Origin of the sequence: Pseudonocardia sp. 73-21 (assembly GCF_001899645.1) — a bacterium.
Taxonomy (GTDB): Bacteria; Actinomycetota; Actinomycetes; order Mycobacteriales; family Pseudonocardiaceae; genus Pseudonocardia.
Genome location: NZ_MKVV01000034.1, coordinates 9,072 through 22,677, shown reverse-complemented (window position 1 = coordinate 22,677; position 13,606 = coordinate 9,072). Strand labels below are relative to the sequence as shown.

The following is a 13,606-nucleotide window of genomic DNA, read 5'->3' as shown; positions in this document are numbered from 1 at the left end:
ACGGTGCGGTCATCGCGTGGAACTCCTCGAGTCTGTGAGAGGTCTCAAGAAGATCACGCGGTGGCCGCCCTACACGCTTACGCCGTGCCCGTCACCGGGCCTGCCGCACACCACCTTGGTGGACACCACTCGTGGGATCTCGACTGGGTGATACCCTAGCGCTACGGTTCGAAGTATCTCTCGCGTTGTCGACAGGTCCGCCAGAAAGTCCGAATAGAGCTGTCGGCGGGTCTCAAAAAGTGCTTTCGATCTCTCTCTTAACCACCGCCGTCGGTCCACTATGAGTGTCGAACCAACGCCGATGAAAGCGCCAAGGAGAGTGCCAGCCAGCGTCAACCACTGCATTCCGTAAGGGTGCCACGTTGACCAAGACGCGTCGAGGGTTCCTCGGCCCGCAGCCAGGCTGCCCCCGATACCCGCGGACCGAGGATACGCGGGAGTTGCTGTGGCGGCCGTGGTGTGGTCCTACAGTCGCTCCACCAAGCCGGTGTTGCGGCCACCGGTTGCGGTCGGTCGGTACACATCGATCGACTTGGGCTGCATTGACAGCGGCCAGTCCAAACTCCCCGTAGGCGGCCATTTGCCGCCCCGGTGACGGCCAGTGTTCTCCCCGCTGGCGGCCAGATATCTCCCCGGTGACCAGTAGTGGGTTGCCGGCGGCGAGGGTCTGCCGGTGAAGCGGAACGAGGAGATCATGGAGATCCTGGAGGCGTTCGACCTCACGGGCGGTTACCGTGCCGCCGCGGAGTTGGCGGGCTGTGATCACCACACCGTCGCCCGGTATGTGGCGTTGCGCGAGACCGGTCAACCACCTGTCGCCCGGGAGCACCGGGCGCGGCCGATCGACGACTACCTCGACAAGATCGAGGAGCTCGTGGTCCGCTCCGACGGCCGGGTCCGCGCGGATGTGGTGCACGAGCGGATCGCCGCGATGGGCTTCACCGGCGGTGAGCGCACCACCCGCCGAACGGTCGCCGAGGTCAAGGCCCGGTTGCGGGCCGGGCAGCGCCCCGTGTTCCGGCCGTGGGTGGTCGAGCCGGGGCTGTGGCTGCAGTGGGACTGGGGCGAAGGACCCCGGGTGAACGGGCGCCGCACGAACCTGTGGTGCGCCTGGTTGGCCTGGTCACGGTTCCGGGTCGTGCTCGCGGTCTGGGACCGCACCCTGCCGACGATCACAGCGTGCATGGACACCACCCTGCGCTGCCTCGGTGGGGTCCCGACCTACGCGTTGACCGACAACGAGCGCACCGTGTCGGTCGATCACGTCGCGGGGATCGCGGTGCGGCACCCGGAGATCGTCGCGGTCGGGCGGCACTACGGGATGACCATCCGCATCTGTGTGCCGGCGGATCCGCAGTCCAAGGGCGGCAGCGAAGCCACGGTGCGGATCGCGAAGGCCGACCTCGTCCCGACCGCGGCGAACCTGTTGGAGGACTACCGCACCTTCTCCCAACTGGAGACTGCGTGTCGGGAGTTCTGCGAGCAGGTCAACGCGCGCCCGCATCGCGAGACTCGTCGGGCCCCGGCGGAGATGCTTGCCGAGGAGCGAACGCGGCTGCACCCGCTGCCCACCCAGCCGTTCACGGTGGCGTTCGGCACGACACGGCGGGTGAACTGGGACTCGACCGTTTCGGTCGACGGGGTGCGCTACTCGGTGCCGCATCAGCTGGTCGACACCCGGGTCTGGGTCCGGTTCCACGGCGACGACCTGGTCATCACCGCGGTCGGGGAGAACGGGCCGGGCGAGGTCGCCCGCCACGCCCGCTCGACCCCGAGGACGCCCTCGATCCAGCCCGATCACTACCCGCCACCCACCGCCGCCGCCAGCGCCGCCGGGGAACGGGTGCCCCGGGCGAGCAGCGCCGCGGAGGTCGAGTTCCTCGCCCTCGGCCCCGGGGCCGCGTCATGGCTGGTCGAGGCGGCCGGGTCCGGGGCGCGAGGGGTGCGCCGCAAGATGGCCGAGGCCGTGGCACTGGCCAAGCTGCACCCACCCGGCGAGGTCGACCGCGCCCTGGGCACCGCCGCGGTCGCGGGCCGGTTCGCCGAGAACGACGTGCTGCGCATCCTCGCCCACCAGGCCGGCCGCGACATCGGCAAACCGATCATCCGAGCCAGTGAGACCCACAGCCTGCAACCCGGCACCGCCGCCTGGTCCGGGTTCGGCGTCACCCCCGCCGCCCCACCCGAGCCGGACCACGACCCGGCAGGAGAGCCGACATGAGCGCACCCACCACCACCGGCACGACATCCGCCAGCAGGCCGGTCAGAAACCCTGTTGTCGCGGCGTCGGGCGGGGATCCGCTGGCCGAGGCGATCGAGCTCACCCGCCGGCTCAAGCTGCCGCACATCCGCCGCCACCTCGTCGAGCTCGTGCCGACCGCGCGGGCGCAGCGCTGGGACCACGCCGAGCTCGTCCGGGTCCTGCTCGCCGAGGAAGCCGCCGGCCGCGACGCCACGAACCTGCGCACCCGCCGTCAGCGGGCCGGGTTCCCCGCCGGGAAGACCCTGCACGACTGGGACGCCGGCGCGTCCTGCATCCCGCGCCCCCACCCAGGACGCGCTCACCAGCCTGGAGTGGGTGGGACGCCGGGAGAACGTGTGCATCTGCGGGCCCTCAGGCACCGGCAAGTCGCACTTCTGCGAGGCCCTCGGCCAGGCCGCGGTCGAGGCCGGGATGACCGTCGCCTGGTTCACCATCGAAGACCTCGGCGCCCTGGTCCGCCGCCACCGAGCCGATGACTCGATCATCCGGGCGCTCGCGCGGCTGATCCGCACCGACCTGATCATCGTCGACGACATCGGGCTCCTGCCGGTCTCCCCAGACGCCGCGGAGGGGTTCTATCGGCTCGTCGACGCCGCCTACGAACGCCGCTCCCTCGCCGTCTCGAGCAACCTGCACCCGTCGGGGTTCGACGAGATCATGCCCAAGACCCTGGCCACCGCCACGGTCGACCGGCTCCTGCACCACGCCCACATCGTCGTCACCGACGGTGACAGCTACCGGCTCGCCCAGGCCACCTCCGGCAAGGGGGTGAGCCCGTTGAGCTGAGCACGCACGACTCGAGGCGGGGAGATATCTGGCCGCCGTCGGGGAGAACTATCTGGCCACCAGTGGGGAGAACTCCTGGCCGCCGGTGGGGAGATCAAGCTGGCCATTGACACTGCATCCTGCGCACCTCCGGTTTGGTCGCCTCGATGGGCAGCACGGCGACGCGTTCAACAACGCCATGGCCGAGGGCTTCTTCGCCACTCGCCAACCAGGTTGGAAAGGGCTCAGTGTCGTTTGACACAAATAGAGACCACTCTTCCGGTCGGCCCGTGAACGAAGCTCGGGAGCGAGCCCTCCGGTCTCCGCCCGCCATCGGTAGCCGGTCTTGCGTCCGATCCCGAGAGTCCGGCACGCCTCCACGGTGCCGATCCCGTTCGCCAACAGCGCCCAGTACTGGGCCTCCACATCCAACTGCCGCTTGCGTCCACGTCGAGCCATCTGCACACCCCTCATGATCAGGAATGTTGCGACAAACCCTCGAACCCACGCGGACCAGCCGGGTCACGGTTCAACCGGAGTTGACAGCGGGAGGCTCCGCCGTCGATCGGTCGCCCGGAGAGATGTCACACCGACGGTGCGGTGCAATGCGGACATGCGCACCCTGCGGTCCCCGATACCATGCCTTGAGAGATCAAACGGGCATAGCATTCAGTGGCACCTTCGGCGTTCCCCGATCGCTTCAAGCGTGGCTAGACCAATGCTTACCGGGGCCGCCCGAAGAATGATCAGCGGAGCAAAGGTTCGGGGCAGCGCGGCCGGACCAGACGACCCCGCCAAGACATTCGCCGGACGGCCTGCCACGCCGCGGCCTGCCTCCGCGGCCCGTGACCACCGACCGTCGTGAGCGGAGTGGCATCCAGCGGTCGCTATCGGGGAGCGCGAAATGGTCGCGATCCAGTCACGATGACTGCAACGTTGCTGGTCGGCTCAAGTCGCGCTTCGAGAAGCCCCGCCAAAGCAATATACGCTGACTTCTCTCGCTCGTAGCTAACTGGAATATCTGCTTCGAGAAATGCTCTATGCGCAGTGGGATAATGCTTGGCTACCAAGGATTCGGACACGCTGCCGATGCGTGTCCCGCGGGGAAGGTTCCGGCGGAGGTGTGGCAGTGTCGTGTTGGGATTCGCCGACTGCAATGTGGGCTCGAACGGCAATTCGGGCAGAGGAATATCGCACGGCTCAATTCGCGAGCTACCTTTTCGCCAGGCGCGTGCTATTCCATCTGCATCGCTGGGCTGTAGCAACAGGTACCTGCGCCGGCTTGCGACCCCATAGAATTCTCCCACAGCGGCAAGCCTGCGAAAACCAAGCTCCATGCCGAGCGGGCCGAAGCCGCCGGCGATAGTCTGCACAATTAGATCGACTTGAGGACAATTCTCGTAAATCATCCAAGCGAGCGCGGCCTTACCCTCAAGCTTCCAGGGTAGGGGTGCCAAATGGTGCCAACCGCGCTCAGCGGCTACCGATCTGGCTATTGCGGAGAACTGTTTATACGGACCGTCCACGGCGACGACAGGCCAGTCGGTTAGGTCCGGCAGTCCATCCAATTTGGACATGTTTGCCGCAGGGACAATAATGGCGCAACGCACACCCAACTCCTCGGCATAGTGACGGTAGGCTAGAACAGTATTGCCAGTTGAATGCACAGAAACAAAATCGAGATTTAGTTCTGCGGCCATTGCCATAATCACGATTGCTTCGTAGTCCTTGAAAGTTCCAGTCGCGAGTCCTGTCGCGTCAACAAGCCAGACGGATTGGACGCCAAGCATCTTCTCCAGTAACGCCGAACGCCGCACCTCGTCAGTCGCTGCAGGCTGTCCACCCAGGATTTTGACTGGCAACATGTCGGCGTAACGCCACGGTGCACGGAGGCGACGGCCTGAGAGGTCCTGTAGTGGCCGTGTCCCCGAGGGCGAAAAAGATAAGTCCGTTCCGCAATGAGTGCATTTGTAAGCAGCAATCGCTTCCGGACCTTGCTCTGAGGACGAGCACGACGTGCAGTCGAGGCGGAAGCTGCTCATGCCATCCCCATCTACGCTGATCAGCTAACCTAAGCCCTCTGAGCGTGGTGAAAGAACATGATCGAGTCGCGCCCCAACCGGAGTTCCTCCCTCAGACGGAAACCCTTACGTCATAGCGGCACAAGTAGGGCAACGTCGTCATAAAGTGACTGGTCATCGTGGCAGACGGTCAGGTCGTCAGTCAATAGCAGGACGTCGTATCTACGGAAACTGGCCAGCCGGATTAGCATTGGACATCCTAACCCCGGTCATTCATGAGGCCTGCGGATCGATCTTGTGATCGGGGCGGCTGGCCTGGCTGATGTTGTTCTGGAAGGTGGGCATGGCGGGCCGCCGGCATGCTGGTTCTGCCGGTAGCTCACGCCGCTCATCGTGTCAGGATCGAAGATCAACCAGCCGGGACAGGCAGCGCCGCGAGCCGGGTGAACGCCGCAGCGAGATCCTGCGCCCACGGCCAGGTGCGCTGGATCCGTAGCCAGAGCCGTCTCTGTCCGCGGGTGAGCCGGTCGCCGACGTGCAGCAGCGGGCAAGCAGCGTATTCGGCTCGGCCTTCGCGAGATCGTCGTGCAGGAGCAGGTGCTGGGTCCAGGCGATCAGATTGAAGCGCCAACATGACAACACTCAACCAGGTGGCGTTGATCGCGAAGCTGCAGGACGGGACGTGGTCAAGGCCGGTGTACTTCGCCGTGCGGATCCGGCCCTCGACCCCGGCGTGGGCGCGGTGCCGGGCGTCGAGGTTGGCGAGTTGCCCGTACCTCGTGTCGGTGGCGAAGGCGGTGTAGCGCCAGCCATCTCGCTCTTCGAAGGCGTCGAGCTGAGCCGCGGGATGCGGACGTTCCCGACGCACGATCAACCGAGTTCCCGATGGGGGTAGCCGGTCAGCGATCGGGCGGGACGCACACGGGTGATCTCGGCCAGGGCGCCGCCGTCGCGGTGCCCGCCGTCGGCGTCGATCGCGTCGGTCCACACCGTCTTCGCAACCGTGGCGATCGCGGTCCGCCTCGGATTGCCAGCCGACCGAGAACTCGCAGCTCACCGATTCGTCGCGGCGGATGCGGATGTGGGCGAAGAACTCTCGCGTGCAGCCGGGGGGATCGGCCCGGACCAGGATCGGGGTGCCGTGCCGGTGATGGTCGGGCAGCAGCGCGCGCTGCTGCCAGGACGGTGACGTGGTCGGCGGCGGTGTTGCTGCCCGCGTTCCCGCGGCGCAGCGTGGAGGCGAGGAACTCGCCGGTGTTGCCGCAGAACGCCAGCATCGGATGGAACCCGAACGACTTTTGAACGTCGGCGCCGCGCACTCCTTCTCGCCGTGACAGACCACGACCGACGCGTCCAGGTCGATTACCAGCCCAGGCAGGTCACGGCCGCCGGCCGGAGCCGGCGGGAACGACTCACCGGTCAGCTCCGCGCGCTGCGCCCAGACGACCTCCCGCGCCCCGGCCCGAGCCTGCGCCACCGAGCCCAGCCGTGCGGTGTCGAGCTGATCGAGCAACCGCCAGTAGGTCGAGTCCGCGCCACGGACCCGAACAGCGAAGCCTGGTCCGCCAGCACCGCGACTTCGGAGATCGTCGTCGCGCCGTCGGCGAGCGCGACCGCCATGTCCACCCATACCCGCCCCGGATCGTGCCGCGCCCGCGGCTTCCGCAACCCGGCCAGCAACTCCGACAGCTGCCCGGTCAGCGTGGTCCGATCGGCAACATCAGCGAGCAACCGCGACCCGGAGTGCGACACCACGCCCTCGCCGTCCGCGGTTGCCATGATCTTAGGTCTGGTCCTTGTAGCCTGCACCTCGATAGTGCTCCTCTACATGGACGATCTGAGCCCTCAGCAAGCACAGTCTCACCTGGTAGCGGGCCACTTTCGTCCGTCCGCAAACAGACACGCCGAACCTCTCATGAAGAGCCCAGGCTAAGCTTCGGAAAAGGATGCGCAATCCTCACGAAAATCGGTCGCACCCGTCTAGTGTCCTGAGTCGTTAATTCGCAATATAACTCTTGGTAGCCTTCGACGATGCCGAGAAGGGGTCGACCGACCGCGGAACTGGTGCTTGCTCAGGACGAGCGGGAGACGCTGGTGCGCTGGGTTCGACGCCCGAACAGTGCCCAGGCCCTCGCCCTACGGGCCAGCATCGTGCTCGCCGAAGGCGCAACCAACACTGCTGTGGCGCAGCAACTGCGGATCCGGCCGCAGACGGTGGGTAAGTGGCCGGCCCGGTTCGTCACCGACCGACTGGCCGGGCTCTCGGACGAGGCCCGGCCCGGCCGGCCCCGCACTGTCAGCGACACCGACGTCGAGCAGGTACTGACCGCCACCCTGGAGCAGGCCCCACCTGACGGCGGCACGCACTGGTCGACCCGGATGATGGCCGCCCGGTCCGGACTGACCCAGACCGCGGTGTCACGGATCTGGCGGGCGTTCGAACTCAAGCCGCACAAGGTCAACTACTGGAAGCTGTCGACCGACCCGCACTTCGTGGACAAGCTCTACGACGTCGTCGGTCTCTACCTCGACCCGCCCGAGCGGGCCCTGGTCTTGTGTGTGGACGAGAAATCCCAGGTCCAGGCCCTCGACCGGTCCGCGCCGGTACTGCCGATGATGCCCGCTGATCCCGAGCGCCAGACCCACACCTACATCCGTCACGGCACCACCAGCCTGTTCGCCGCACTCGACATGGCCACCGGCCAGGTCTATAGCTGCCTGCAGCGCCAGCACCGCGCGATCGAGTTCCGCAAGTTCCTCAACCAGCTCCACCGCGAGGTCCCCGCCGACCACGAGGTCCATCTGATCCTGGACAACTACGCCACCCACAAAACCCCGGAGATCAAACGCTGGCTGATGCGCCACCCCAGGTTCCACCTGCACTTCACCCCGACCAGCAGCTCCTGGCTCAACATGGTCGAACGCTTCTTCGCCGAACTCACCACCCGCATGCTGCGCCGCGGACGAAGATCGAGCAGGTCCCGCAGCGGACGTACTCGGAGTCGACCTTGCTGAAGTTGCTCCTCCCAGAAGCAGCGTCGCCGACGATCGGGGCGCAGGTCATCGACGATCACAGCGACTCTCACAGCGTGCCTCTCTCGGCAGTGCAGGTGTTATTGGGTGGTTCTTCTCAGTGGTGGACGTTTGGGGTCAGAGGAAGGTCATTCACGAGTTCAGTGACAGGTCCAAGGTTTCCGATTGCCACGACGGTATCCGACTTCACGTACGCTTTCTTCCCACGTCGGAAGTACAGTCCAAGCCCGAGTCGTTTCTCAGTTTCAAGTGTTTCGATATCCGACCTGTATGAATCGCCAACCACGACAACGTTTTGCGGGCTTACCGTGCGGCCCAGATCTTTCTCAATCGCCGAGAACACAGAGTCGTAGTAACGCGTATCAGGCTTATCGATGGGGTCTCCAATAATGGCATCCCTGAACATCACGCCGTGTTTCCGAAGCTTACTCAGGCGATTGTGTTTGAAACGACGGGAATACTCGGGATCGTAGTCGAACTGACCGTTACCTTTAAGCTGAAACCGAGCGTCGCTCGACGTAATCAAGTAGAGTGGGGTCTGGTTTATGGCGAGCGCCTTGGCGAGTTCGAGGGCATCCTCAATAAATTGTATGTTGTCGCTGACGTATTGCCAGTAGTCGTCGGCTATCTTGGCGAGCCTAAATGGCTCGATCAGAATTCCGAAATCTTCGCAAGCTATTTTCAGTAGAATCTCACGGCTGAAGGGCTTGGTGATTCGCCAACGTTGCTGAATGTCTTTTTGGCAAGACTGAACTCTTCCTTGTAATTTGCGCAGCGGTTCTGACGCCGCATTGAGTGCAGTTGATGTAGTCGCTTGATGCACCGCCAAGAGGTCGTCGAAGATGCTAATAAATCTTGAAGCGATGTTTCTTGCGACCTCTGGATCTATTGATTTTGAAAGGGAGGCCGCAACTGTTGGTTCCGCGGACCGGTGCATCGCAGCTGTGTCGGTAAGGGTGTCATCGACGTCGAACAGCCATATGGTGCTTGGATATGTGCTCGTGACAAGTTGCAATCGGGACTCGACGTCGGACTTTAGGTCCACGATGCCCTCTGTTCTCGGTGGGTTACGGGCTGTCGGCTTCATGCGCGTGCAGTGCCGCGATTGCTGCGCCGACCGCTCCGGCTGAAGATCGGTAGTGTGGCGTTGTGATTCTGGCACGAGCGGCGGCGCTTGGGAAGGACCGTTTATGTGCGACGCGTCGAGCCGGTGCCAGGAGCGCTTCGCCGAGGTCAGAAACTCCTCCGCCAATGATGACATGCGACGGGTTGAATATATTGATCAGGCTCGCTATTCCGACGCCCAAATACACGGCGGTCTCGTCGATTATCGCTTGAGCTATTCTGTTTCCCTTCGCAGCCTGGTCGCCGACCCATCGTCCGTCGATAGGACTGATGTGCTGTGTTGTCGCATCATCACGCTGAAGATACCTTTCAGTGATCGCTGTGCCTGATGCATAAGCATTCAGGCATCCGATGCCGCCGCAAACGCATTGGCGTCCAGATGCGTTGACGCTCATGTGGCCGAGTTGCCCGGCTATTCCATCCGGACCACGCAGTGGTGTTCCGTTGAGAATCACAGAGGCGCCGACTCCTGTTCCGAGGGTCAGGCATACGAGAATTCCATGCCCGTTACCTGCTTTCAATGTCCATTGACCTCGAGCCATCATCACGGCATCGTTATCGATGGTGAGTTCGATGTCGTCGTCGAGCATTTGCAACAGGATTCGCTCGACATTAACGTTCTTCCAACGTGGCAATATGATTGAGTCGACGAACATTCGATCTGTCGAGAGGATGCCGGGTAGTCCTAAACCTACACATGGAACTTCAATGCCAGAGTCGTGAGCCTGAGTTCTGAGCGTCGCAATAAGCTTTGCAGTGCTCCTAAGTATCTCCTCTGGCGATCCGGCTGTGTTTGTTGCGATCCGTGCATGAGCTAAGATTTGGTCTGGCAGATATGTAACGGCCAGTGTCTTAGTCCCGCCTATGTCGACGCCAATCGCGGCTGACGGATATGGCTGTGTCTTCAAACGCGCTGCCACCCCCAAAGTTGCTCCGCTCATGGCGTGGTTCCCTCTATAGTCGCTGCTGCGGCGTGTTTCGTTACATGTGGTTGACTACTTCAGGTATTGAGCTGCGATTGAGAGTCGTGGGAAGTCGCGCGTGTGTGGCCGTTGGTTGCAATAGATTAACATTTCGACAGGAGGGGAATCGCGTTGAATGATTTGCGTAAGGAGTCGAGTCGTTCGCGTGGCGAATTGCATGTATGCATGAATTATGTGGAGAAGGAGTCGTCGAGACGGATGGGAGTGAAGAGTGAATCGTCTCGCTCTTGAGGGGCAGATCTGTGGTTCTAGCTGGTTGTCTCTAGTTGGCGCAGAGTTTCGACTGTATATGTTCACGTCCGGAAAAGGGATCCGGCGACGAGCGACGCTTGGGTCTTCATTGCAGCTCCAGGTGTCTGCTCTCAGTTGGGCAAAGTTGTCCCGGTAGCACGGCAAACGCTAGTGACGAGTGCATGGCGTCACATATGGTCTCGCGCTTCTCGCTATTGCCGTTCATTGGACTGATGAACATTGGCTTTACTTCTCCGGTTCAGGCTGGCATCGCTGGCTGCCGCGTCCGGTGTTTGCGTGATAAGTCGTGGTTGGCCGGGTAATTCGCAGTCGTGAGCGAGCCACGATGAGGACGATGGCAAGAGAGTGTGGTCAGCGCAGCAACGCAACTGGTCACGTCCCCGCTGGTGGTGTAACTCGCGGCCTGTCCGGCGTGCCTGTGCGCGCAGGATGGGCCACCGCGTGACGCTCTGCGTGATCCCGCCAAAGGACCTCGTAGAGAGGTGCCACGCGATGGCCTTGGACCAGTCTGCCCTGCTCGAAGTCTTGGATGCACTCAAGGCCGCTGATGTCGCTGGTCGTGTCCGCCAGGCCGCGGAAACGGTCTATCAGGCGTTGATCGAGGCCGAGCTGACCGATTCGATCGGCGCCGCCCTGCATGAGCGCAGCGACGCCCGCACGGCCCAGCGCAACGGCCACCGCACCCGCATCCTGTCCACCACGGCCGGGGACCTGGAGCTGAAGATCGGAGAAGCTGCGCACCGGATCGTTCTTCCCGTCGCTGCTCGAGCGGCGCCGCCGGGTGGATCAGGCGTTGTTCGCGGTGGTGATGGAGGCCTATCTGCACGGCGTGTCCACGCGGAAGGTCGACGACCTGGTTAAGGCACTCGGCGCCGACACCGGGATCTCCAAGAGTGAGGTGAGCAGGATCTGCGCGGATCTCGACGTCGAGGTCGGCGCGTTCCGAGGCCGCTCGCTGGCCGAGCAGCAGTCTCCTACGTCTTCTTGGACGCGACCTATTGCAAGGCGCGGGTGAACCACCGCGTGGTGTCCCAGGCGGTCGTGATCGCCACCGGTGTCCGGGCCGACGGCTGGCGCGAGGTCCTCGGGTTCGCCGTCGGCGACAGCGAGGACGGCGCGTTCTGGACCGCGTTCCTGCGCTCGCTGAAGGCGCGTGGGCTCGGCGGGGTACAGCTGGTCATCTCCGATGCCCACACCGGGCTCAAACAGGCCATCTCCGCAGTCCTGCTCGGCTCGGCCTGGCAACGGTGCCGGGTGCACTTCCTGCGCAACATCCTCGCGCAGGTCCCGAAGGGCAACGCCGAGATGGTGGCCGCGGCGACCCGCACGATCTTCGCCCAACCCGATGCCACTCACGTCCGTGAACAGCTCGGGGTGATCGCCCGGGATGCTCGGGCGGCAATCGGTGGAGGCGATGCTGCGTGACGCCACCGAGGACCTGTTGGCGTTCACCGGGTTCCCGCCGGCGCACTGGAAGAAGATCTGGCCCGCCGCTACCCCTCCGAGGCCACCATGGTCCTCCCGTCGTGATTGTCGGCGATCGCGGCCGGCAGGAGTAATCGCATGACCGTCGCCGACACCAGATGATCATATTTCCGGGCCTGACCGACACGGCGACGCCGACGTGAAACGCGCTGCAGGACACCCGACGCCTGCTGCATCACGCCGTCCGCTCGGCGCCCGTCGAGGAGCTGCCCAGCGGGTCCGTGTACAGAGGCCTCGATTCCCTGTGCACGCCCCGTGACCCTGCGCCGAGGTTGCCGGCGCAGGGCCACGGGGCGTGCGTCCGGTCGCTGGGGCCGGACGGGGGTGGGTCAGTACTTGATCTTCTGGGTGAAGGGGCGGCTGTAGCCGCTGATGCTGGCGGTGCCGGTGACGGTCACCGAACCGTGAACGGGTGGGGTGAACCCGGGTGTGGGGTTGCTGCAGGTCAGCGGTGCGCGGTTGGGGGCGACCCACACGGTCTGGCTATGGGTGGTCTCGGTGTTGGCGGCGTGGTCGGTCGCGGCGTAGGTCAGCTTCGTCGTCCCGGCGGCGGTGATCGGGACCCGCACCGGCAGATCGGTTGCCGTGGTCGAGGGGATGGGCTGGGCGCCGGTGGCGGCGTAGGTCAGTGACGCGACCCCGGACCCGCTGTCCTGGGCGTTGAGCGACACGACGAGACCGCGGCTGAGGAAGCAGGTGGCGGTCACGGTGCCGACCGGGGCGCCGCTGGTGGTCGCGAACGCCGCGGTGCCGGTGATCGTCACCGGCGGCAGCCCGTTCGGGGCCGTGCCCGGGGCGAGCGTCGCGGTCGAGGTCGGCGCGGTGGTGTCGGGGGGCGCCGCGGAGTAGGTGATCGTCACCGCGGCCGGGTCGCTGGTCAGGGTCATGGCGCCGCCGCTGGGGACCAGCGACGACCCGCCCCCGCCACCGCCGGCCACGCCGCCGCCCCCGCCGCCGCCCCCGCCGCCGCCGTAGAGACCGCCGCCGCCACCGCCGGCCGACGGGTGGCCTGCGGCGCCGGCGCCGCCCTGCCCGAGCGACCCGGCCGTCCCCGACCCGGCCGGCACGTACTCGCCGGTTCCGCCCTGACCGCCGGCGCCGCCGCTGGTCTGGGTCCCGGCGAAGCCGCCCTGCCCGCTGGGCCCGTTCGCGGTCGCCGGCGCGGCGTCGGCATCGGCGTCGGCCGGCGGAACGGATGATCCGGCGTAGGTCTCGGAGTGGCCCCCGCCGCCGCCGGCGACGATCAGCCGCGAGGCCAGCGACCCGGCCGCGGCGTCGGAGACCGTGCGCACGTCCGAGGCCCCACCCCCGCCGCCCGCCACGTTTCCGTAGCCCGGGGCGCCGCCGCCGTTGAACGCGGACGGCGGCGTGTAGCCGAAGGGGGTGCCGGCGGTGTCGGGGTGCTGCCCGACCTCCACGTAGAGGGTGTCGGCGCTGCTCAGCCCGGTCAGGGCGCCGGTGACCCGCGCGCCCCGCCCGCCCGGGTGGTCGTTGTTGCTGTCAGCACCGCCGGCCGCGCCGGTGGCCGACACCGTCACGGTGGTGACCCCGGCGGGCACGGTGAAGCTCTGCTCGGCGCCGGTGTAGCCGTAGGTGCAGGTGACGGTCTGGTCGGTCTGGGTGCACCCGGCCGGCAGCGCGGCGGGGGCGGCGCCGGCGGGGGTGGGGACGGCCAGGGC

Annotated in this window: 6 protein-coding genes and 3 pseudogenes; 4 read left to right on the top strand and 5 right to left on the bottom strand. The window is 65.3% G+C overall.

Translation table 11 applies throughout. The features are described 5' to 3' along the window. Positions 1-673: 673 nt before the first annotated feature. Together istA and BGP03_RS09705 are read left to right on the top strand one after the other, a co-directional pair. Positions 674-2,221 (top strand): IS21 family transposase, encoded by a 1,548-nt coding sequence (gene istA / locus BGP03_RS09710; protein ID WP_298796525.1) that lies wholly within the window; start codon positions 674-676, stop codon positions 2,219-2,221. Between the two features lie 357 nt (positions 2,222-2,578). Then, positions 2,579-3,049 carry an ATP-binding protein gene (locus BGP03_RS09705; protein WP_298796523.1) on the top strand — a complete coding sequence of 157 codons (471 nt, stop codon included), beginning with the start codon at positions 2,579-2,581 and terminating at the stop codon, positions 3,047-3,049. Between the two features lie 866 nt (positions 3,050-3,915). On the opposite strand, the gene BGP03_RS09700 is transcribed toward BGP03_RS09705, so the two are convergent. Then, a complete protein-coding gene (locus tag BGP03_RS09700; RefSeq protein ID WP_298796521.1) occupies positions 3,916-4,893 on the bottom strand; it encodes a pyridoxal-phosphate dependent enzyme in 978 nt (325 codons plus the stop codon). 565 nt (positions 4,894-5,458) lie between these two features. Beyond that, positions 5,459-6,562 carry a transposase gene (locus BGP03_RS09695; protein WP_298796519.1) on the bottom strand — a complete coding sequence of 368 codons (1,104 nt, stop codon included), beginning with the start codon at positions 6,560-6,562 and terminating at the stop codon, positions 5,459-5,461. Positions 6,563-7,080: 518 nt separating this feature from the next. On the opposite strand from BGP03_RS09695, the pseudogene BGP03_RS09685 reads away from it, so the two are divergent. After that, a pseudogene (locus BGP03_RS09685) lies at positions 7,081-8,010 on the top strand (IS630 family transposase); the annotation flags it as partial. A 169-nt stretch (positions 8,011-8,179) separates the two neighbouring features. Here the strand turns inward: BGP03_RS09685 and BGP03_RS09680 are convergent. Together BGP03_RS09680 and BGP03_RS09675 are read right to left on the bottom strand one after the other, a co-directional pair. Beyond that, positions 8,180-9,169 (bottom strand): HAD family hydrolase, encoded by a 990-nt coding sequence (locus BGP03_RS09680; protein ID WP_298796515.1) that lies wholly within the window; start codon positions 9,167-9,169, stop codon positions 8,180-8,182. After that, positions 9,150-10,148, bottom strand: coding sequence for an ROK family protein (locus BGP03_RS09675; protein WP_298796513.1), 999 nt, complete (start codon positions 10,146-10,148; stop codon positions 9,150-9,152). The genes BGP03_RS09680 and BGP03_RS09675 overlap by 20 nt, the downstream gene beginning before the upstream one ends. 786 nt (positions 10,149-10,934) lie before the next feature. Between BGP03_RS09675 and BGP03_RS09670 the strand changes: the two are divergent. Next, positions 10,935-11,928: pseudogene (locus BGP03_RS09670) on the top strand (IS256 family transposase); the annotation flags it as partial. A 328-nt stretch (positions 11,929-12,256) separates the two neighbouring features. Here the strand turns inward: BGP03_RS09670 and BGP03_RS09665 are convergent. Beyond that, positions 12,257-13,606, bottom strand: a pseudogene (locus BGP03_RS09665) (glycine rich domain-containing protein); the annotation flags it as partial.